This window comes from Emticicia sp. C21, from assembly GCF_003418935.1.
GTDB lineage: Bacteria > Bacteroidota > Bacteroidia > Cytophagales > Spirosomataceae > Emticicia.
In genome coordinates, this window is sequence record NZ_QVMT01000003.1 from 145,719 (window position 1) to 170,095 (window position 24,377).

At 39.8% G+C, this 24,377-nt stretch carries 14 protein-coding genes; 12 read left to right on the forward strand and 2 right to left on the reverse strand.

Annotation, left to right across the window (positions count from 1 at the left end; translation table 11 throughout):
- Position 1 precedes the first annotated feature (1 nt).
- The 4 genes from D0T08_RS08310 to D0T08_RS08325 all read left to right on the forward strand — a co-directional run bounded on the left by D0T08_RS08310 (position 2) and on the right by D0T08_RS08325 (position 11,444).
- Positions 2-1,723, forward strand: coding sequence for a RagB/SusD family nutrient uptake outer membrane protein (locus D0T08_RS08310; RefSeq protein ID WP_116982157.1), 1,722 nt, complete (start codon positions 2-4; stop codon positions 1,721-1,723).
- Between the two features lie 1,002 nt (positions 1,724-2,725).
- Complete coding sequence (locus D0T08_RS08315) at positions 2,726-5,902, forward strand: TonB-dependent receptor (RefSeq protein ID WP_116982158.1); 3,177 nt, start codon at positions 2,726-2,728, stop codon at positions 5,900-5,902.
- A gap of 45 nt (positions 5,903-5,947) precedes the next feature.
- Positions 5,948-7,744: a RagB/SusD family nutrient uptake outer membrane protein gene (locus D0T08_RS08320; RefSeq protein ID WP_116982159.1), complete on the forward strand. Its 1,797-nt coding sequence runs from the start codon at positions 5,948-5,950 to the stop codon at positions 7,742-7,744.
- Positions 7,745-7,838: 94 nt separating this feature from the next.
- A complete protein-coding gene (locus D0T08_RS08325) occupies positions 7,839-11,444 on the forward strand; it encodes a VCBS repeat-containing protein (RefSeq protein WP_116982160.1) in 3,606 nt (1,201 codons plus the stop codon).
- A 177-nt stretch (positions 11,445-11,621) separates the two neighbouring features.
- Here D0T08_RS08325 and D0T08_RS08330 read toward each other — a convergent pair whose 3' ends face one another.
- On the reverse strand, positions 11,622-12,365 hold the full coding sequence (locus D0T08_RS08330) for an NrtR DNA-binding winged helix domain-containing protein (RefSeq protein WP_116982161.1): 744 nt from the start codon (positions 12,363-12,365) through the stop codon (positions 11,622-11,624).
- Between the two features lie 482 nt (positions 12,366-12,847).
- On the opposite strand from D0T08_RS08330, the gene D0T08_RS08335 reads away from it, so the two are divergent.
- From D0T08_RS08335 to D0T08_RS08370, 8 genes are all read left to right on the forward strand, one after another.
- Positions 12,848-14,509, forward strand: coding sequence for a carboxylesterase/lipase family protein (locus D0T08_RS08335; protein ID WP_116982162.1), 1,662 nt, complete (start codon positions 12,848-12,850; stop codon positions 14,507-14,509).
- Positions 14,510-14,732: 223 nt separating this feature from the next.
- Positions 14,733-15,611: an alpha/beta hydrolase gene (locus D0T08_RS08340; RefSeq protein WP_116982163.1), complete on the forward strand. Its 879-nt coding sequence runs from the start codon at positions 14,733-14,735 to the stop codon at positions 15,609-15,611.
- Between the two features lie 265 nt (positions 15,612-15,876).
- Entirely contained in the window at positions 15,877-16,752 is an 876-nt protein-coding gene (locus tag D0T08_RS08345) for an esterase family protein (RefSeq protein WP_116982164.1), read from the forward strand.
- A gap of 16 nt (positions 16,753-16,768) precedes the next feature.
- Entirely contained in the window at positions 16,769-17,647 is an 879-nt protein-coding gene (locus D0T08_RS08350) for an esterase family protein (protein WP_116982598.1), read from the forward strand.
- 235 nt (positions 17,648-17,882) lie between these two features.
- Positions 17,883-18,413: a gluconate 2-dehydrogenase subunit 3 family protein gene (locus D0T08_RS08355; RefSeq protein ID WP_116982165.1), complete on the forward strand. Its 531-nt coding sequence runs from the start codon at positions 17,883-17,885 to the stop codon at positions 18,411-18,413.
- A 40-nt stretch (positions 18,414-18,453) separates the two neighbouring features.
- Positions 18,454-20,172 (forward strand): GMC oxidoreductase, encoded by a 1,719-nt coding sequence (locus D0T08_RS08360; protein WP_116982166.1) that lies wholly within the window; start codon positions 18,454-18,456, stop codon positions 20,170-20,172.
- Positions 20,173-20,410: 238 nt separating this feature from the next.
- The gene (locus D0T08_RS08365) at positions 20,411-21,943 is read left to right on the forward strand and encodes a VCBS repeat-containing protein (RefSeq protein ID WP_116982167.1); all 1,533 of its coding nucleotides are present in this window, start codon (positions 20,411-20,413) and stop codon (positions 21,941-21,943) included.
- Between the two features lie 12 nt (positions 21,944-21,955).
- A complete protein-coding gene (locus D0T08_RS08370; protein ID WP_116982168.1) occupies positions 21,956-23,494 on the forward strand; it encodes a carboxylesterase/lipase family protein in 1,539 nt (512 codons plus the stop codon).
- Between the two features lie 131 nt (positions 23,495-23,625).
- Here the strand turns inward: D0T08_RS08370 and D0T08_RS08375 are convergent, their stop codons facing one another.
- Positions 23,626-24,330, reverse strand: coding sequence for a hypothetical protein (locus D0T08_RS08375; RefSeq protein ID WP_116982169.1), 705 nt, complete (start codon positions 24,328-24,330; stop codon positions 23,626-23,628).
- Positions 24,331-24,377: the final 47 nt, after the last annotated feature.

The window sequence follows — 24,377 nt, forward strand, 5'->3', positions numbered from 1 at the left end:
AATGAAAAAAATAAAAATATTTATTTCCAGCGTTATCCTGTTTTCGGGGATGTATGCTTGTAGTGATAGCTTTCTAGACGTGCCCCCAACGGGTACGCTTTCTAAAGACCAGTTAACCAGTACTGCCGGCTTAGAAGGATCTTTAATTGCAGCTTACGCTCAGTTAAGTGCCTTGAGTCAAACGCACTCTGGTCCATCAAACTGGTTGATCGGTAGTATCAGAGGTGGGGATGCTAATAAAGGAACTGACCCTGGTGATGGTACTGAAATGATTCCTGTTCAAAGATATGAGTATGTATCTACTGATGCCGTTGCAGCAAACGTTTACCAAAGTTATTTTGATGGCGTTGCCAGAGCCAATTCAGTATTAGCTCTTTTAAAAGAAGCTCAGGCAAGTGTTAAAGATGATGTTAAAGCCAGAATTACCGCTGAAGCTCGTTTTATCAGAGGCCACTTTTATTTCCAATTGAAGAGAAACTTCAATATGGTTCCTTACGTAGATGAAAATATCGGTGTAGGTAACGGAATTGAGAAAGTAAAAAATGATCAGGATTTATGGCCAAAAATCGAGGCTGATTTCAAAGCAGCTTATGATGCTTTACCAGAAACATCTTCTTCGGTAGGCCGTGCCAATAAATGGGCTGCAGGTGTATACTTGGCAAAAACATATTTGTATCAAAAGAAATATGCAGAAGCAAAAGCACTTTTCGACCTGATTATTGCTAATGGTAAAACAACTGGTGGTAAAAAATACGCACTACTACCTAAATATTCTGACCTATACCGTGTTGCTAACGATAATAACGCAGAATCAGTTTTTGCTGTTCAGGCAACGGTAAAATCAGGTAACGGAAACAACGCCAATGGTGATTTACAATTGAACTTTATCCAAGGTGTTGACCCAGGTACTTGTTGTGGATTCTTCCAACCATCATTTGAGTTTGTAAACTCATACCGTACTGATGCTAATGGTTTACCATTATTGGATAATTCTTACAATAGCCCTGCCAATGCTGTTAAGACAGATATGGGTATTAAATCTGATCAGCCTTTTACGCCAGACGCTGGTCCTTTAGACCCAAGAATAGACCATTCAATAGGTCGTAGAGGTATTCCTTTCTTGGATTGGGGTCCGCACACAGGTTTCAGTATGATTCGTAACCAACCGAATGGTGGTCCTTATTCTCCTAAGAAATATATATTTACTAAGGCAGAAAAAGCTGCAGGTTTGACAGAAACAGGTGGTTGGGGACACCAGACATACAATGCTTACAACGTAACAATTATCAGGTTTGCAGATGTTTTATTGATGGCTGCAGAATGTGAAATTGAGGTTGGTTCATTAGCAAAAGCACTTGAATATACAAACATGGTAAGAGGTAGAGCTAGCAATGCAGCTGACTTTGTAATGCTAGATGGTGCGCCTGCTGCTAATTACAAAATTGGATTGTATAGTTCTTTCCCTACAAAAGAATATGCCAGATCAGCTGTTAGATTTGAGAGAAGAATAGAGCTTGGAATGGAAGGATACCGTTTCTATGATTTAGTTCGTTGGGGTGAAGATGTTGAAGCACTTAACCGTTACCTGAAATATGACCAAGCGTTATTGCCAGGTTCTTTAGGAGGTGCTACTTATACAGCAAATAAAGCTTTGTTCCCAATACCACAAGCTCAGATTGACCTTGTAGGTGCTAGTATATTGAAACAAAATCCTGGATATTAATATTCATTCGGATTAGTTTATTTTATCAGAAGAGATGGCATCTTGCCATCTCTTTTTGATTTATAAACTAGTGTGTTAAAGTTCTTGATGGAAAAGGTATTCTATTGCATGGTAATGGATGTAATAATAGATAGGTAAATCTATAACAGGATACGAAAATTTAGTGTTGTAAAAAAGGAGAAGTGTCTGAAATATACTTCTCCTTTTTTACGTATAGTGTATAAGTTAATAATTTTTTTAAGTATTTTTAAAAAAAATCATAAATCACTTATTAATAGATTAAAAAAATTAAATGGAGATTAAAATTTAGAAAATAAATAGAATAATTTGGAAAAATTAAAGAATAACTCTAATTTGTGTCGATTATAGTTACAAAGACAAAATATAATCTGTTTTTTAGCTATAAAAGTACTAACCTATGAAATATATCTACGTTTTGCTTTGAAAGCATAATATTTGAAACCTGATATAGTTCAGAGAATAAATTAACCTAATTGTAAAACTAATACTAAGAAAAGCCTATGGGATAAATTTCCTTGTATTATTCTACTGCGTTTTAATAAATCTCTACACATCTTACCTCAGAATGCCTATTTATTCTGAATACTATAAAACCTAATTCTGACTGAATACTATAAAAAGCGTATGAAAGAAATTTTCCTATTATCATTATTGGCGAGCCCTTCGCTCTGATGTGTTTCAGAACGACTGAATGCTTATATTTCTATTTTGCTGATAACCAATTTAAAAAGCGTATGAAAGATTAATCTCTTTCTTCTATCTATAATATACTTTACCTGTGCTCTTAAGTACAGGTTGATTTTGTGTAATTAAGAATTTATTTTTTATCAATATTTTCTTTGCTGTTACCTGTTTTTTAAAAAGCGTATGAAAGATTAATTTCTTTCCCTATCAGTCATGTACTTTACTTGTGCTTATTAAGTACAGGCTGATTTTGTATAATTTATAATTTATTTTTTTAACCAAATTAAAACAAAGCGTATGAAAGAAAACTACTTTGTACCTATAAGGGGTACTCTGATTTGTGGTATGCTATGGCTTATGTCCATTGTAGCGTTTGCACAAAAATCTGTTAGTGGTAAAGTAAGTGATGCAAAAGGGGAGGCTATTCCAGGTGCCAGTATTACCTTAAAAGGTACTACAACAGGAACAATCACAGATGCTGAGGGAAATTACAAAATCAATGTTCCTAATTCCGGGGGTATCTTGGTAGTAAGTTCAATTGGTTATAGAACCCAGGAAGTAGCCGTTGGTAACCAATCTACATTAAGCTTAGTTTTAGAATCAGACGAAGCCGCGCTAGATGAAGTGGTTGTAACAGGATATGGTACTCAGTCAAAAAGAGATATTACCGGAGCTGTAACAACCGTAAATGCAAAAGATTTACAATCAGTACCCGCTACTACCTTTGCTCAACAATTGCAAGGACGAGCCTCGGGTCTTAGTATCGTAAACGATGCAACACCGGGTGGTAACGCAACTGTTCGTATCCGTGGTTTTGGTACAATCGGTAATAACGATCCTCTATTTATTATTGATGGTATTCCTACAGAAAACCAGGGAAACCTTAACCCGAATGATATTGAAACCATACAAATTCTGAAAGACGCTTCTGCTTCATCAATTTATGGGTCTCGCGCGGCTAATGGTGTGGTAATTATCACGACAAGAAAAGGGAAAATAGGCCCTGCTAAAATTAATTTTTCTGCGTACTATGGCACACAAAAAGTGTCAGAAAACGTAGAGTCTTTAAATGCAGCTGAATTAGGTAAATACCTTTATTTGGCAGATAAATATGCCGGAAAAACTCCATCGCATGGTCAATACACTTTTGGCCCTAACGGTGAGGTGTCAATTCCTGCGTACGTATTCCCAAGTGCAGGTAAAGAGGGAGCAGCCAATACAAACCCGGCTTTATACTCATTGACTCCAGACAATATTTATCCTATCACTAAATCAGCAGATACTTACTGGTGGGGTGAAGTTACACAAACAGCACCTATCCAGAATTATCAATTGACAGCCAGTGGTGGTTCAGAAAACAGCCGTTATGCGCTATCAGTAGGGTATTTCTCTCAAGATGGGGTTGTTAAATTTATCAGCTACGACCGCTATACTTTGCGTTCGAACACCGAGTTTTCGGCAATTAACAAGAAACTAAGAGTAGGCGAAAACTTCACAGTATCATTTGATAACCGTAAAGGTGGTTTCGGTAATAACGAAGAGCAGAATGCTGTTTCTGGTTCTTACAAACACCATCCTTTGCTACCTGTATATGATATTAATGGGTTCTTTGCAGGCTCACGTGGAGCTAATCTGGGTAATAACTCAAACCCTTATGCAACTATGGCACGCGCTGCTGATAATAGAAGATACCGTTTAAGAGGTTTTGGTAATATCTACGGTGAATACGATATTCTTCCATTCCTGACTTTCAAAACAAGCTTAGGTCTTGACATCACTACTGAAAATGGTAAATACATTGGTCGTGCAAACCCTGAGTATATTGAGGGTAGCTTCAACAACGGTTCAGAATCAAACACCAGTTACGACTACCAATGGGTATTCCAGAATACTTTATCGTTCAGCAAAATATTCAACACAGTACATAAAGTTGATGCTTACGTGGGTACTGAGGCTATCAAGCAATTTGGTGAGTATTTCGGTGCAACACGTAACGGTTACGCTTTTGAAACTCTACCAATCATCAGCTACTTAGACTTGGGAGATCCTACCAGAGTAGGTAACTATGGTAGAGTTGGTAATGACTATACTTTGTTCTCACAATTCGGTAAATTCAACTATGCTTACAACGATAAGTATTTATTCCAGGCTATTATCAGAAATGACGCTTCTTCTCGTTTCTTATCAGCTTCCCGTAATGCGCTCTTTCCTGCGTTTAGTTTAGGTTGGCGTTTATCGGAAGAGAAATTCATTTCTACAAACCTTCCGTTTGTCAGCGATTTGAAAGTCCGTTTTGGCTGGGGTAAAACAGGTAACCAGAAAATTGGTAACTACAATGCTTACACTACGTATCGTTCTGATATTTGGCATGCAGGTTATCCGATTGATGGTAATCAGACTACTCCTACAATCGGTTATGATACACAGGCATTCGGTAACCCTAATGCGAAGTGGGAGGCAACTACTTCAACAAACTTTGGTATAGATGCTTCTTTGTTCAAAGGGAAATTAGGCTTTGAAATAGATTTCTGGAAACGTGTGACAACCGATATGTTGTTTACTACACCTTTGACCTTCACTGTCGGTGATGCTGCTGCGCCATCTTTCAACGTAGGACAAATGACCAATAAAGGTCTTGATTTGGGGGTCAACTATAAGAGTAATATCAATAATTTTCGTTATAGTATTGCTGCCAACTTGTCAACTTACAAAAACACAGTTGATAAACTAGATGCCAGCCCTAATACCCGCTACTTCGGATACGGCTCTCGTGTACCTGCTGTTACTTTAACACAAGCCGGCTTACCGATTTCATCATTCTATGGTTACCAGGTAGTAGGTCTCTTCCAGTCACAATCAGAAGCTGATGCATGGCCTAAGTATGGAGATTACAACAAACCTGGTAAATTTAAAATGGCCGATGTTAACGGTGATGGTGTAATCACAGATGCTGACCGTACAATCATCGGTAATCCTCACCCTGATTTCGTATATGGGTTGAACCTGAGTCTTGGTTGGAAAGCATTTGATTTGACTATCTTCTGCAACGGAACACAAGGTAATGATGTATTTAATTACACGCGTTATTTCTCTGATTTCAATACATTCCAGGGTAACCGCTCAAAACGCGCTTTGTATGATGCATGGCAGCCAACCAATACTTCCGGCACTGTACCTATTATGGATGCTAACGACCAGGTATCAAGCCGTCCGTCAAGCTATTTCATCGAAGATGGTTCATATTTCCGTATCAAAAACGTGCAGTTGACTTACTCCCTTCCAGCCAGAATTGCCGGTAAAACTGCTCTGGACAACGCGCAAATTTATCTGCAAATGCAAAACTTAGCTACGTTTACGAAGTATACTGGTCTTAACCCTGAGATTCAGACAGGAACTGATAATACTTTAGGTTTTGATGGTGGATATATGCCAGTATCAAGAACATTTATTGTAGGTGTTAACTTTGGTTTCTGATATTTAAACCAACGAACAATTAAATTAAACAAATACGATTCAAATATGAAAAGTAATAATATTGTTAAAATATTTCTGGCTGCAGGTCTCACAGTTGGTTTTGCTATTGGTTGCAGTGATGATTTCCTGACCCGCGAGCCACAAGCCCAGTATAGCCCTACTTCATTAAAAACTGCCAAAGGTGTAGAAGGTGTATTATTGGGAGCCTACGCTATGATTGACGGAACAGGTCTTGACGGCCAGGACCCATGGATGAATGATATTCATAACTGGGTTTTTGGAGGAGTACCTTCTGACGATGCTTATAAAGGAACCGATGCTGGTGACCAACCGGAAGAATCATTTATTGAAAGATGGGACTTCCAGCCTACCAACAACCATATCCGTAACAAATGGAGAGGTTTATTCAAAGGCGTAGCTCGTACAAACGACGTTATCAATACACTAAAAGATGTAAAAGATATAAGCGAAGCCAGAAGAGCGCAGATTTTAGCAGAAGCTAAATTCCTGAGAGCCTTATTCCATTTTGAAGCAAAGAAAATGTGGAAGAATATTCCTTACATTGATGATGCTATTTTTAATCTGGATAACCTTGAAAGCACCAAAGTTCCTGTTGATCCTCAGGCCTGGGCTAAAATCGAAAAAGATCTGGCCGACGCGGCAGCTGTATTACCTGTAACTCAGGCGCAGGTGGGTCGCCCTACAAAATGGGCTGCGAAAGGTCTTCAGGCTAAAGCTTTGATGTACCAGGGATTTGATGTAAATACAGGTGCAGCTAATGCGGCTAAATTAACAGCAGCAAAAGCTATTTTGGAAGAAATTATGAATAGTGGCAAATACAGACTGGTTGATCTTTACAGAGATAACTTTGACGCCAGCACCCGTAACAATGCCGAATCAATCTTTGAAGTACAATTCGCTTCTTCAAGTGCAACTGGTGATGCTGCTAACCAGGGTGTAGGTCTGGCTCACCCTTATGCTTCTCCCTGGGGATGTTGCGGTTTCTACCAACCATCACAAAACCTGGTAAATGCGTTCAAAACGGGGGCTGATGGTTTGCCATTGATTGATACTTTTAATGATTCCGACGTGAAAAACGACCAGGGCTTAAAACTGGAAGACCCTTACACACCGTATGAGGGTATGTTAGATCCTCGCTTAGACCATACTGTTGGTCGTCGTGGTATTTTGTTCATCGACTACAAAATTCATAATGTAGACTTCATCCGTGACCAGACTTATGCAGGACCGTATTCTCCAAGAAAACATATCCCTTCTAAAGCATTTACAGGTGTAAACGGTTGGGGGAATCTAACTAGCAACAACTACCGCTTATTACGTTATGATATGATTTTGCTTTGGTTGGCTGAATGCGAAGTTGAAATCGGAAGCCTTGAAAGAGCCAGAGAACTGGTAAATATGATCAGAACCCGTGCAGCAAACCCTGCAGGTTTTGTTCAGAAAGCTACCCAAGGTGCTACCCGTGATGCTTATACGCTTGTATTTGATGCACAGGGAAATCCGGTTCCTGCTGCCAATTACAATATCAAAAACTATACTACTCCCTGGACAGACAAAGCTTTAGCGCGTAAGGCCGTGCGTTTTGAAACCCGCTTAGAGTTTGGTATGGAAGGCCACCGCTTCTTCGACCTGTCAAGATGGGGAATAGCAGCCGATGTATTGAACAAATACAACGCAGTAGAATCAAACAAACGTGTGTATAAGAAAGGGGCGGTATTTACCAAAGGTAAAAACGAATTCTATCCGATACCACAGGAGGCTATAGATCGCTCTGAAAAAGATGGTAAAGCAACTTTAGAGCAAGATCCGGCTTATAAATAATATTTTGAGTTATTGTTTTAGAAAAAAAAGTTAATTTTACAGAGATGGTAGCTTTACCATCTCTGTTTTTTTAGATCACTACCTAATTTTACAAATGAGACCTGTTTTTTTTAATTACCCATTCAGAAAGTTATTGCTTCTATTGTTAATCCCTGTGCTTTTTTCATGTAGAAAAAAAACGGATACTGTTTTTACCAAACTCCCATCTGACCAGACAGGCATTCAGTTTTCTAACCGGATTACAGAAAACGACACGATGAACATTATAGCCTTTGAGTACGTCTACAATGGGGGTGGCGTTGCTATGGGTGATTTTAATAATGATGACAAAGTAGACGTATATTTTACGGGCAATCAGGTAGCAAACAAGCTTTATCTGAATAAGGGTACGGATAAGAACAATGAATTGAAATTTACGGATGTCACTACACAGGCTAATGTAAGTGGCGAGGGTAAATGGTGTAACGGTGTAGCTGTAGTTGATATTAACAATGATAATCTCTTGGATATCTATATATCGGCGTCTGTTAAAAAAGTGGCTAACCAACGGGCAAATATATTATATGTGAATCAGGGCGTAGGAAAGAATGGTATTCCGACTTTCAAAGAAATGGCAGCCGACTATGGCATTGCCGATACCACCCATACCACCAACTCAGTCTTTTTTGATTATGACAACGATGGAGATTTAGACCTCTATGTCTTGGTTAATCAAATGGAAGATATTAATATACCTAATATGTACCGTCAGAAACTCGTGGATGGTACCTCTAAACGCACGCACAGACTTTACCGCAATGATTGGGATGAAACTAAAAAACACCCTTATTTCACAAACGTATCGAAAGAGGAGGGAATATTGATGGAGGGATTCGGACTAGGGGTAAATATTACAGACATTAATCAGGATGGCTGGAAAGATATTTATGTAACCAACGATTTCCTGACCAATGATTTACTCTATATTAATGTGCACCAGGACGGAAAACATATTGGTTTTGTAGAGCAGGCCAAAGACTATTTCAGACATACCTCATACTCAGCTATGGGAAATGATGTGGCAGATATTAACAACGATGGTCTGGCAGATATAATAGCTGTTGATATGATGCCATTTACCAACAAGCGGAAAAAAATGATGACAATGGCAAATAATTATCAGACTTTCCAGAACAACGATAAATATAATTATACCTACCAATATCCGCGCAATACCCTGCAAATCAATCAGGGCAAAAATCCACTAACCGGCAAGCCGTTATTCAGTGAAATCGGCCTGGCAGCAGGTGTCGCTCAAACTGACTGGAGCTGGGCACCAATGGTAGTTGATTTTGACAATGATGGATTGCGTGATATTCTCATTACCAATGGTTTCCCGAAAGATATTACTGATCTTGATTTCATGGCCTATCGGGCAGAGGTAGCTAATCTGGCAACCTCTAGTTATTTGTCAGATTATATTCCATCGGTTAAAATCAAAAACTTTGCTTTTCAGAATAAAGGCAATTTTCAGTTTGAAGATGTAAGTGAAAAGTGGGGTATGGCAGAGCCATCTTTCTCTAACGGTGCTGCCTATGCGGACCTTGATAATGATGGCGACCTGGATTATATCGTTAATAATATCAATGATTCAGCTTCGGTTTACCGGAACAATTCAATGCAAATCAAACCACAGGAAAGTAATTACCTAAGGGTGAAATTCAAAGGTAGTCTGCCCAATATTATGGGTTTAGGGGCAATGGTAGAAATCCAGTATAATAACGGTCAGAAGCAGGTCTATGAACATACGCCTTATCGTGGATATATATCATCTGTTGAACCTGTGGCACATTTTGGACTGGGCAAGATTCAGAAAATCGACCAGTTGAAAGTAGTCTGGCAAAGTGGTAAAACTCAGGTATTGAAAAATATCAAATCTAATCAGGTATTAAGTATTAAGGAATCTGATGCCGCAGCAGAGCCCGCTGTAGAACCAAAAGTAATTCCTACACTATTTACTGATATAAGCGACCAACTGAAAGTGCCTTATGTGCATGAGGAAGATGATTATATTGATTTCAATGTGCAAAAATTGTTACCTCATAAACTATCTCAATATGGCCCTGCCATAGCGGTAGGAGATGTAAATGGTGATGGACTGGAAGATATGTTTGTGGGTGGAGCCAAATATCGCAAAGGTAAATTCTTGATTCAGAACAAAGAAGGCAAATTCAACATACAGGATTTGCTATCTGGTGAGGCTGGATTCAAGAAAATATCAGAAGATATGGGTGTTTTGCTTTTTGATGCTGATAATGACAAAGATTTAGACCTTTATATTGTAAGCGGTAGTTATGAGTTTAATGTGGGCACTCCATCTTTGCAGGATAAGTTTTATAGCAACGATGGCAAAGGACATTTTACCTTGAACGAACAGGCCATTCCGGCTTTTCTGAAAAGTGGTTCTTGTGTGAAAGCTGCTGATTATGACCACGATGGAGATCTGGATTTGTTTGTAGGAGGACGTGTAGAACCGAGTGCTTATCCTAAGCCTGTATCAAGTTACATTCTCAGAAATGACACTTCAAACGGGCAAGTGAAATTTACAGATGCTACTGCTCAGGTAGCGGCTAATCTACAAAATATTGGCTTGGTATGTGATGCCATCTGGAGCGATTACGACAATGATGGCTGGCAGGATTTAGTCATGATAGGAGAGTGGATGCCTGTTACCATCTTAAAAAACAACAAAGGTAAATTGGAGCCGATGGCACAAAGTGGCGCATTAGCATCTAAAATAGGCTGGTGGACAAGTATTACTTCAGGCGATTTTGACAATGATGGCGACATCGATTATATAGCAGGTAATTTAGGTTTGAATTCCCTGATGCAAGCCAGCGATACCCAACCCGTAGGTATGTATGCCAAAGATTTCAACAATGATGGTTTCTTTGATGCCATCCCTACAGTGTTTTTCCTCGATGAGGACGGTGTGCGGAAAGAATTCCCTTTTAATACCCGCGATGATTTAGCTAAACAGTTTATCCAGACACGTCAGCGTTTTCAGAATTATGCCAAGTTTTCAGAAGCTACTATTGACAAAATCCTGAAACCGGAAGAATTGCAGGGAGCATTGGTTTTAAAAGCTAACTGGATGAAAAGCAGCTATATAGAAAACAAAGGAAATGGACTGTTTGAGATAAAAGAGCTTCCTATCCAGGCGCAGTTTGCTCCGATTTATGGAATGGTAACCGAAGATTATGACCAGGATGGAAACCTGGATGTATTGATAACAGGTAATGATTTCGGTACAGAATTATTAGTCGGCCGGCATGATGCACTGAACGGATTACTGTTGAAAGGAGATGGTAAAGGTAATTTTGCTCCTGTACTACCGGAAGCAAGTGGCTATTGTGTAACAGGTGATGCCAAGAGTTTGGTGCGTGTGAAAAATGCCAAGGGCCAGGCACTAATAGTAACCTCTCAAAACAAAGGCGATTTACGCTTCTTTGATTATAAAAAACCTGTAAAAAGTGTCGACGTACTACCCAATGAAACAACGGCCATATTGAAACTGAAAGGTGGCAAAAGCAGAAAGGAAGAATTGACTTATGGCTCATCATTCTTATCTCAATCCTCTCGTAGCTTAGTCGTACCTGCTGATATAGTGAGTGTTGAGTTGGTGGATAATTCAGGTAAGAAGAGGGTTGTAAAGCCTTAAGCGTCAAAATTTTAACCACGGAGTGGCACGAAGCGACCGACGCTCAGTTTAATAAATAGAGTTTCACAGAGTTTGAGAAAGCACGCCTCCGTGTAATTCAGTGCAAAACCGGGCGTCGGTCGCTCGGTGCCACTCCGTGGTAAAACAATCAATTAAACACTAAGACAGCCATTAAATTCAGGATTTACTAGCTGTCTTGCTATCAAAACTATACAAATAAGGTGCTTTATGCGCACCACCTGTTATTTTTTTATCTAATCTCTTCAGCATATGTAAGCCCAATACTTTTCTCTGAAAATTGGAGCGGGCAATTTTTTCTCCCAGAATCGTTTCATATAAACTCTGAAACTCATTCATCGTAAAAGTTTCCGGTAGTAGATTGAGACCGATTAATTTTTCGTCTAAGTTCGCTCTGAGTGTATGTAAAGCTTTTTGCAGGATAAAATCGTGGTCAAAAATCAGAGTAGGAATTGTGTCTAAATCATACCATTCGCATGAGGCTGAAAAAGCATCGGGTTTAGGTCTGGCTTTCGAAAAATCAATAAGCGCATAATAGCCAATAGATATAAATCTGTTTAGCAGGAAATGCCCTGGCCTCAGCATAATTCCACTGCCATTCATTAATTCATGATGAGTGGCATCGAAGCGTCTGTTTTTATCCCCAAATACATAATATTGTTCCAGATATATATGCTGGAGTCCAGTCCGTTCTTCTAAAACTCTTGCGGCTGCGTCTTCTAAATTTTCGTCTTGGTTGATAAATCCTCCCGGCAAAGCAAAAAAATCTGTGTTTTTATACCTGAGTAGTAGTATTTTCAATTGATTAGCGTGAAATCCGAAAATAACACAATCAATTGAAACACTGGGAAGTGGCAAAGGCCTTGCTTCCCAATACTCTTTCAAGTCGGGATTGTCTGTCATTGAAAAGGTTAAATGTATAAAATTAGGTTTGTACAAAAATAAAGAAAAATTTGTAATATCCCAAGAATGTTTGTATTATTGTCACAAGATGATACAATGACTTTGTTTGATTTAATTAAATATTAGAAAAGTTATAAAAAAGTAATATCGTCATCCTATAATTTAAAAAATCGCCACAAAAAAGCGTTAGATAGGCTAATTCAACTAATAAGTCGACTCTTAAAAAAGTAAATCCCATTGCCGTTGTAGATTAGAGACGATTTTTTTGAATAGGCCTGTAAAAGTTGCCCACGCTCGTGCTTTCGACTTCGCATGAGCGGGGCCGCCTAGTCACTGGTTAATAAGGAAATTAATATAATAACGATATTCGTTGTAATAATAAATAGATTAGTCGTGGCATCATGCTCTTTTAATCACTAAATCGCTCACTCATTCAATCACTAAATTTCCCAAGTCTTTCAACCTTTTTAAATGTATAACTTATGAAATCTAATAGACGTAACTTTATTCAGACACTGGGTCTTGGTGCAGCTGGGGCAGGTCTGGGCAGTGCTATGCCTTTAACCTCCAATGCCCACGATTTTGGTTATAAAGAGAAGGAAGATGAGCAGATACTATTTGTAGGAGATAATATTGCTGTAGCTAATACAAGCTACGGAAAAGTGCGCGGGTATATCCTGAGAGGTATTAATACTTTTTTAGGTATCCCATATGGTGCAGATACAGGAGGAGCTAATCGTTTTATGCCTCCTCAAAAACCTCAACCATGGACAGAGGTAAAACCAACCGTTTGGTGGGGTAACAGCGCACCACAAATCATGGAAAAACGCTATGCTGACCAATACTCTTCGTTTGTTGACCATTGGAATTATGACGATGTGAGCGAAGATTGTTTAAGAATCAACGTCTGGACTCCGGCATTAGATAGTAAAAAAAGACCGGTTATTGTATGGTTGCACGGTGGCGGATTTGTGAATGGTAATGGCATTGAACAGGATGGATACAGTGGCGAGAATATCAGTCGTTTAGGTGATGTGGTGTATTGCTCATTGAACCACCGCTTAGGTACTTTAGGTTTTACCAATCTTGCAGGTGTTGGTGGCGATAAATTTGCTGCATCGGGCAATGTGGGTATGTTGGACATTGTAGCTGCTTTGGAATGGGTGAAAGAAAATATTGCCAATTTCGGTGGTGATGCTAATAATGTGACTATCATCGGTCAGTCGGGTGGAGGAGCGAAAGTAACTACTTTAATGGCTATGCCATCTGCCAAAGGGCTATTCCATAAAGCAGTGGCGCTAAGTGGTACTTCATTAACAGGTGTTCCTAAAGAATATTCTGAGAAATTAGGTGCTGCTGTGTTGAAGGAAGCAGGTTTAGGCCCCAATGATATTGATAAATTACAGCAGATTCCGTGGAGACAATATATTGATATTGCCAACAAAGCGGTTGCGGCAATGGCAGAAGAAGCCAAAAGAATGAATCTGCAAAGAGGGGGCTATGCTCCGGTTGCTGATGGGAAATTCCTGAGCGACAAACCTTTCTTCTCTGATGCCAATCATTTTTCTGCCGATATACCATTGATTGTGAGCACCACCTTTAATGAAATGTCACCAAGTCGCACCAATGCTGCACTTGAAAAAGTATCCTTGGATGAGGTGAAGGAAAAAATAAAAGCAAGATTCGGCGATAAATCAGGCGAAATTACTGATGCTTATGCGAAGGTTTTCCCTAACAAGAAACCCGTCGAAATCTGGTCGATGATTATGAGTAACCGCAAAAATGCCATTGCCGCTGCAGATGCTAAAGCGAAACAAAAAGCCCCTGTATATGTAGCATGGTTCGGCTGGCAGCCTCCGCTATTTGATGGTAGAATGAGGGCTTTCCACTGCGATGATATTTGTTTCTGGTTTTATAATACTGATTTAATGCTGACACATACAGGTGGTGGCGCAAGACCTCGCCGATTGTCAGAAAAAATGGCCAAATCATTCCTCAATTTCGTTCGAACAGGCAACCCGAATGGCGGTGGACTACCCAACTGGGCGCCATATACCACTGCCAACGGCGAAACCATGATTCTGGATGATGTATGTGCAATGAAGAATGACCCTGATCGTGAGGCACGCAAGGCGATTGTTTAATCTCACCTGCCAACGTTTCACCCAATGAAGTGGCCGGACCGCCGAAGCGGTGGCTAAGATAACAAAGGAATAATTATCTATGTAAGCCGGACTTAAGTCCGGCGATGTATTCAAACATTCCTTTGTTATTTAGCCGGCGACCGCGACGGCGGACCGTTTTATTCGCTGTTCAGTGGTTGAAGCGAAGTGCAGAAAGTATAGAATATAACAACCTATTATTATTATGAAAAAAACGATATTATCTGGTTGCTTGATGCTGGCTACTCTGGGAATGGCGTGTGCACAAAACGTGATTCCCTTATACGCCGGCAAAGCGCCTGGTTCAGAAAGCTGGACATGGGATGAGGCAGAGAATAACAAGAACATGTTCAACACAAGGGTAGTGTATAATGTAACAAAACCTACCCTTACAACTTATCTGCCCGACCCGGCTTTAGCCAATGGAACGGCGGTGGTTATTGCACCTGGTGGTGGTTTTCATACACTTTCGATTGATAGTGAGGGAATAGATGTGGCTAAATGGCTTAATTCTAAGGGTGTTACCTGTTTTGTATTAAAATATCGCCTAGTACATTCATTAACCGAAGACCCGGTAAAGGAACTAATGGCAAAAATGGGTAAACCCGATATGGATAAACAAAATGCGGAGGTTATTCCATTAGCCGTAAAAGATGGTCTGGAAGCCATGAAATATGTGCGCACGCATGCGGCAGAGTACAAAATCAAACCTGATAAAATAGGTTTTATGGGCTTCTCGGCAGGGGGAACAGTAACGATGGGAGTAACCTATGAGTATACGCCGGAAACCCGCCCTGATTTTATTGCGCCTATTTATGCTTACACTGCTGCATTCCCGAAAACACCTGCACCTAAGGATGCACCACCAGCCTTTATTGTAGTAGCCAGTGACGACCAATTGGGCTTAGCACCACATAGCATTCAATTATATAACGATTGGCTGGCAGCTAAAAAACCGGTTGAACTCCATGCCTATGTAAAAGGTGGTCATGGATTTGGTATGAGAAAAACAAATATCCCTACCGAAAAATGGATAGAACGTATGGGAGAATGGATGGAAGTACAAGGATTATTAAAAAAATAGAGATACTTTAAGATATTACCCCGAACCTTGAAATAGCCCGCGTGTCACCCCTCTACTCGTCCGAGGAAGGGGGTGGCACGCATAAGTGCTTAATGAACTATCAATTAAGAAATAAATGAAATTCTTATCCTTATGTACATAGGGGCAATGTTATTTCAGCAAAATAATATTCTAGAATATCATCACATACCCTCTTTAAATTTGGATTTAAAGACTGTTTGATTGTATATTTACTACTTATTCACCTTTAACCTTTACATCTACAATGAAACGCATTTTATATGTGCTGTTTTTATTGGTAACGTCTGCTACGTTCGCTCAACAAGGCATTGTAAAAGAAAGTCTTACTATCAAAAGTGCGCTGATGGGTAAAGACATCAGATACAATATTTATCTTCCGGCCGACTATACTACTTCTAATCGTTCGTATCCTATTTTATACTTATTACATGGCTTTGGCGATGATGAAACAGGCTGGGTTCAATTCGGTGAAGCTAATGTCATTACTGATAAATTAGCTAATAGTGGCGAAATTGCTCCCATGATTATTGCCATGCCAGATGGTGGTGTGAGTGGATATGTGAATAGCTTCGATGGCAAAGTACCTTACGAAGATTTCTTCATCAAAGAGTTTATCCCTTATATAGAGAAAAACTACCGTGTTCGTGCCCAAAAACGTTACAGAGCTATCGCCGGACTTTCAATGGGTGGTTATGGAACCTTAGTGATGTCGACTAAACATCCTGAATTATTTGCAGCTTCAGCACCCCTAAGTGCAGGTGTTCGTACAGACGAAGAAGTAATTGCCATGCCTGATGCACAATGGGCTAATTCTTATGCTCAACGCTATGGAAAAGATTTAGTCGGCAATGCCCGCCTGAATGAGCATTATAACAAAAACTCTATCCTGAAAATTATTGAAACGGCTAATCCGGAAGATATTAAAAAAGTAAGATACTATATTGATTGCGGCGATGATGATTTTCTGATTAAAGGCAATATGGCTTTGCATGCCCTGATGATAGATAAGAAAATTCCGCATGAATTCCGCGTTCGTCAGGGAGGGCATACCTGGACATATTGGCGTACAGCCTTGCCTGAAGTGCTGAAATTTGTAAGTGAAAGTTTCCATCAAAAATAAATCCTCTAACACCCTGATGAAAAAGATACCTGTATTATTTCTGCTATTGGTTTCAACGTTCAGCTTTGCACAACAAGGCATTGTGAAGGAAAGCCTGAAATTGAAAAGTAGTACTTTAGGCAAGGAAGTAAAGTATAATATTTATTTACCGGCCGACTATGAGAAAAACAATCGGCTGTATCCTGTTTTATACTTATTACATGGCTATACTGACGACGAAACAGGTTGGACACAATTCGGACAAACACCGGAGATTGCCGACAAAGTAATTAATAGTGGCGAAGCACCTCCGATGATTATTGTAATGCCAGACGCGGGAGTAACGTGGTATATGAATACGTTTGACGGAAAGACAAAATTTGAAGATTTTTTCATAAAAGAGTTCATTCCATATATCGAAACCACCTACCGCGTTCGTTCTAAGAAGGAATTCAGAGCTGTGGCAGGCCTATCAATGGGAGGACTCGGTACTCTACTCTACGCAACAAAACATCCGGATATGTTTACAGCAGCAGCACCTCTAAGTGCAGCCGTGTGGACTGATGATGAAATCGTAAACGGAAATCAGGATCAACAACGCTGGAACTACGTATTCGGAGATTTATATGGAAAAGACTTAAAAGGCAAAGACCGCTTATCAGAGCATTATTATAAAAATGCTCCGATTAAGATTGTAGAGACTGGCAATGCCGATGATTTGAAAAAAGTGAAATTCTATATCGATTGTGGCGATGATGATTTTCTGATTAAAGGCAATATGGCTCTGCATGCTATGATGATTGACAAGAAAATTCCACATGAATTCAGAGTAAGAGATGGCGGCCACACGTGGTCATACTGGCGTACGGCTCTACCGGAAGTATTGAAGTTTGTGGGAGATAGTTTTCATAGATGAACCATTGAGTGATTGTGTGAATGAGTGATTTAGTGATTATTTTTAATCGTCTTGAACTGTGATTTACTGGATTAACCTGATTGTTGTGATTTACATTTGAGTTAGACATCAGCGAAATACTTAAATCATTTCAATCAGAGTTTAAGATAATAATCATTCATTCACTAAATCACTAATTCACTCAATCACTAAATATTTTTTAACAACATTATCCATTTTATTAACCTTATCAAGAATGAATCGTAGAGAAGCTGTTCAGAGACTGTCCCTGTTAGTTGGAGGGGTGTTGTCTCCACCGGTGCTTGCTGGTGTAATGGGACAAGTATTGAATACAGGCGAAAGCGTAATGACTACCGCCGGACAAGAGGCATTGTTAGCCGAAGTAGCCGATGTCATCATTCCAACAACTGATACCCCGGGTGCTAAAGCCGCGGGAGCAGAGAAATTTATCGTGAGAGTCATGCGTGATTGTTTCGTGAAAGACGACCAGGATAAATTCTATGCAGGTCTGGCAAAATTAGATGCCGATAGCAAAACCAGATTTGGCAAAGACTTTACCAGTTTGAGCGCAGCCGACAAAATCGAAATGGTGAAACAAACCATGTCGACTGATAAGGCTTTCTTCCTGAGAATGAAGGAACTCACAACTGTAGGTTATTTTACTTCTGAAATAGGTGCTACACAGGCATTGGAGTATTTACCAATTCCGGGTAGATTCGATGGTTCTGCCCCATACAAACCAGGTCAGAAAGCCTGGGCTATCTAATTTCTTTAACCTATTCACAGATTAAAATTTACAGACAAAAATGAACTTAAATATAGATGCTATTAAAGCTCAGACCTACGATGCCATTATCATTGGCTCGGGTGTAACCGGAGGTTGGGCAGCTAAAGAATTAACCGAAAAAGGTATGCGTGTAATTATGCTTGAAAAAGGCAGGCAATTAGAGCACGTAACAGGATACGAAAATGCCATGAAAGACCCCTGGCAAATGCAGTATAACGGACGCTTGACAATTGAACAAAAAGAAACGCATCCGAAACTATCTCGTGATTATCCTTACAATGAAATGACAGAGAAATACTGGATGAATGATTCAGATTCGATGTATAAAGAAGATAAAAGATTTGACTGGTTCCGTCCGGGTATTGTGGGTGGTAAATCAATCATGTGGGGACGTCAATCGTATCGTTTGAGTGATATCGATTTTGAAGCAAACTTAAAAGATGGAATCGCTATCGACTGGCCTATCCGTTATAAAGATATAGCTCCCTGGTATTCTTACGTAGAGAAATTCGTAGGTATTTCAGGAGAGAAACTGAACTTGCCTCAGTTACCTGACAGCGAATTTTTACCGCCGATGGAAATGTATGCCGTTGAGAAAGAGGTTCGTAAACGCATCGAGAAAAACTTCCCTGGCCGCAATATGACTATTGGTCGTGTTGCTAACCTTTCTGAGGCAGCTAAAGCACAGTTGGGTGTAGGTCGTGCGTCTTGTCAGTATCGTAATAAATGTTCGTTGGGTTGTCCATTCGGTGCTTATTTCAGTACGCAATCCTGTACGCTCCCGCCGGCAGCTAAAACCGGTCGTTTGACTTTACGCCCTGATTCGGTAGTAACTGAAATCACCTACGACGAAAACAAAAAACGTGCAACAGGTGTAAAAGTGACCGATGCCGTAACACTTAAACAAACAGAATATTTTGCGAAGGTTATCTTCGTTTGTGGTAGTGCCCTGGGCTCAACAGCTTTATTATTGAACTCAAAATCTAACCGTTTCCCTAATGGATTTGGTAATGATTCGGGTGAATTAGGACATAACCTGATGGATCACCACTTCAAGATAGGTGCATCTGGTGTATGGGATGGCGACCTGGATAAATATACTTATGGCCGTCGTGCGAATGGTATTTATATACCTCGCTACCGTAATATCGGTAACGATAAACGTGATTATATCCGTGGCTTCGGCTATCAGGGTGGTGCAGGTGCAGGCCGTCAGGGATGGCAACGCAACGTGGCTGAATTAAGCTTCGGTGCTGATTACAAAAACGAAGCAACCAAACCCGGCTTATGGACAATGGGCTTAAGTGGCTTTGGTGAAACTTTACCATACCACGAAAACAGAATGTATTTACATGCGACAGAAAAAGACAAATGGGGTATGCCATTGGTAGTTTTCGATGCTGAGTTTAAAGAAAATGAGAAGAAAATGCGTATCGATATGCAGAACGATGCCAAAGAAATGTTGGAAAGCGCAGGGGTGAAAAACGTTCGTGCCTATGACAATGGTTCTTATTTAGGTATGGCGATTCACGAAATGGGTACTGCCCGTATGGGACGCGACCCTAAAACTTCGGTACTAAACAGTAACAATCAGGTTTGGGGTGTGCCAAACGTATTTGTAACTGATGGTGCATCAATGGTTTCGGCCTCTTGCGTAAATCCGTCATTAACTTATATGGCATTGACCGCTCGTGCAGCTGATTTTGCTGTGAACGAAATGAAGAAGAAGAATATATAGTTGCTTGATTCCTTGGCGCGGCCTTCGACTCCGCTCAGGCACCGGGCTAGGCTGCATTAATTTTTTTATTTATTGTTAAACAATGAATAAGTGTAAAGATAGCAACTCCTTTTCGGTGCCTGAGCGCAGTCGAAGGCACTTGCCAAAGAACTATCCTTTCAAGCAATAACACCAATTCTGTAACCTCTCTGGCACTCCGCCGGAGAGGTTAATTTTATCAACAAACCCAAACTTTACAATGAAATTATTTAGAATAATAAGCTTCTTTGCCTTTCTGAGTTTATTATTCATGATTAGCTGCAAATACACGCAAGAAGCTACCCGTCAAACCGGCGAAGAACTAGCCAAAGTACATTGTGCCTCCTGCCACCTATTTCCTGAACCCGAATTATTAGATAAATCTTCATGGACGAATAATGTATTGCCTGATATGGCTTTGCAATTGGGTTTTCAGATGAATGGGGATATGATATATCCTGACATTCAACAGGAAAGGCGAGGGGATTCAACCTATTGGGTTAGTAAGTCAGCCATGAGTATTGAAGACTGGAATAAAATTGTGGCTTATTATACTGAACACGCACCGGAGAAAATTACCCCGCAGAACCGTCCACCCATAAAAGAAATTACTTCTTTATTTGATATTTCAGCCAGCCCTGTGCAAAAAAATGGTTTTCCCGCTGTCTCTTATCTGAAGATTGATGAAGGAAATCAACAGATTTATGAAGCCAGCCATTTTGATAGTTCGCTCAATGTATTTGATAAAAACCTGAAACCTGTATCATCAAGAAAGCTGAAAGCGAATATTGTAGATATTGATTTTGCGGAAGATTTGAAAAAGGCGGGATTAAGGAGTGGTTTTATGACAAGCATAGGTATTATGCACCCGAATGATTTAAGGAAAGGTAAGCTATTAGATTTTAATGCCACTGTTAAAAGCAAAGCACTGATAGATAGCCTGCAAAGACCCGTGCAAAGCTTTGCTATTGATTTAGACAATGATGGCTATAAAGACCAGTTAATTTGCAGTTTCGGGAATAAAAATGGGGTATTGGCTTGGTATAAAAATCTGCAGAATAAGGGTTATGCAAAAAAAGTAATCAGAGAATTACCGGGGGCAATTAAAGCCTATATCAGTGATGAAAACAAGGATGGCTTGCCTGATATCTGGGTACTTTTTGCACAGGCTCAGGAAGGAGTCTTTCTGTTTATGAATAAAGGCAACGGAGAGTTTGATACGAAAGAGATTTTGCGTTTCCCATCGGTTTATGGCTCATGCTATTTTGAAATGATAGACTTGAATCAGGATGGATACAAAGATATTTTATATGTAAATGGAGATAATGCAGATTTGACAAGGCATGTGCTGAAAAATTATCATGGCGTTTATGCATATCTGAATAATGGAAAAAATCAATTCAAACAAGCGTTTTTCTTTCCGATTAATGGTTGTTACAAAGCCATTGCCAGAGATTTTGATAAAGACGGTGATATAGATATTGCTACCATTTCGTATTTCCCGGATAAGAAAAATCAACCACAAGAGGGATTTGTATATCTGGAAGGTCAGGGGAAATTAAACTTCAAACCTTATACTATTAAAGAGGTCAAAGCTGGCAAGTGGCTATTGATGGACTCAGGCGATATTGATGGTGATGGCGATGAAGACCTGATTATCGGTAGTCTTGATTTTACTAATCAGTATAACCCGGAGGCATCCCGGAAAGACACCGCCTTTTTATTATTGAAGAATCGTACAATCAACCCTTAATATGAATGAAAAATGAAGAAAATTCTATTCCTGTGTCTGATAACTCTACTAGCTAAGGCGCAATCAAAAGCACCTTTTGAAACTGTGCGTACGCAAAATGGTGCGGTATCGGGTATCTATAGCAATGGGGTGAATGTTTTTAAGGGTATACCGTTTGCTGCGCCACCTATAGGTGAATTACGTTGGAAAGCACCGCAACCAGCAGCTAACTGGCAGGGAATACGCAAATGCGATACTTTCTCCGCCAGTGCCATGCAGCCAAAACCTGCGCCATTTATGATGTATACAACAGAATTTTTAGCTCCACCAGAACCATTGAGTGAAGATTGTTTATATCTGAACGTATGGACTGCTGCCAAATCAGCCAATGAAAAGAGACCTGTGATTGTCTGGATTCATGGTGGAGGATTTTCAAGTGGTTCGGGTTCTGTGCCTTTATATGATGGAGAAGATTTAGCCAAAAAAGGAGTAGTATTTGTAACAATAAACTATCGTGTAGGTGTTTTTGGCTTTCTGGCTCATCCTGATTTGACTAAAGAAACTAATGGGAAGGGCGTAGGGAACTTTGCATTCCTCGACCAGATTGCTGCTTTTGAATGGGTAAAGAAAAATATTGCTGCCTTCGGCGGAGACCCGAATAATGTAACCTTATCGGGACAATCAGCAGGAGCATTTAGTGTGAATGTTTTGATGGCTTCACCTTTGGCAAAAGGTTTGTTTCATAGAGCGATTGCCGAGAGCGGTGGAATGTTCGGTCACTCATTACGAATGAAATCTGTAGCTGATGCTGAACAGACAGGTGTGGCTTTTGCCAAGAAGTTACAGGCTAATTCAATAGCAGATTTAAGAGCTAAATCTGCGGAGGAAATACTAAAAGCGGGAGGTAGTATTACAAGCCCGGTATTAGATAATCATGTGATTGTAGGAGATATGTACACCCTGTTTAGCAAAAACAAACAAAATGATGTACCCTTATTGACTGGCTGGAATGCAGGTGATAGATTCCCTTCACCTAAAACCCTGACAGCCGCAGAATTTAAAGCAGATGCAGAAAAGAAATATGGCACTTTGGCTAATGATTTTCTGAAGGCATACCCTGCCAATACTGATGCTGAAGCCAAACAATCTCAATTGGAAGTAGGTGGACATACACTTTTTGCCTGGCAGAATTATACCTGGGCTAAATTGCAGGCTTCTCACGGCAGGAATAAATCATATTTATATTTCTTCAGACATGTACCGCCTCATCACCCTGATAAACCTGATTTTGGTGCATTTCATTCTGCTGAATTTGGCTATACGTTACACACTTTAAGAAACTGGGATAGACCATTCACCGAAGTAGACAGGAAACTGGAAGACCAGATGTCGTCCTATTGGGTGAATTTCGCTAAAACAGGTAATCCAAATGGTAAAGGATTACCGGAATGGAAAGCATTTGATGCAAACAGTCAGCAAACCATGATATTTGGCGATACTCCGAAAACTGAAACGCTTCCGTTTAAACCTCAGTTTGAATTCTGGGATAAATATCGGGAGACATTGAAGTAAGGAGAAAGGAACATGGAGGATGGAAAAAGAAGTAAGAGAACCGAACAATGCAGAACGTCGCCCGGAAAAATCTGAAATGTAAAACCGAAAAAGGAGAAGGGTTTTTAAATCTTCTCCTTTCTCTAATCAATTTAATTACACTCAGTAGTATAAGCCCACAAGTGCTCATCGAATTTTACCCAACGATGGTCGTCTTTGATTTTTTTCAGAAGATCCGGACAATCTTTATATAAGCCCAGATAGGCTTTATCATAATCAGCCTTTTTGATTTTTACTGCAGCAGCTTCACCTACTTTTACATAGTATGATTTATCATCACCCCCGGCCATAGTAATACCAGCCACACCAAAGCGCATGCTTTCTTGCGCACGTGGGTCATGATATACTTTAATTTTCTGGCTGAATGAAGGATTAACCATCTGCATCAATAACGTTTCAATGTCTTTCTTGATTCCAACAGTTGATTTCTCAAAGTACGCATAGCCTTTGTTGATGATTTCCATGTTTACGTTGTTGTCTTTCCATTTCTGTGCATTAAAAGCTTGTTCGGAAGAGTTTACCAATTTGTTATAGCCACTGGCTGGTAGATACATGGTTTTGATGTCTTCGGCCTTTATTGTACGTTTTTTCTTTTCGCCTGTCGGCTTAATAACTATTTCTTCAATCAAGCCTTTTTTGCGGTCGATGTCATCAATAGTACCTTCGACTTTAGTACCATCTTCTAAATTGATATAAGCGATTTCTTTGCCTGAAAAACGATCAAAAGCAGGAATAAACGACTGAGCAACAGCAGTAGAACTGCCCAACAAGCAGTAAAACAGAACAATTTTTTTCATAAGAAGCATTTAGGTTTTAAATTAATATTAAATAAAAGGTAGTTTTC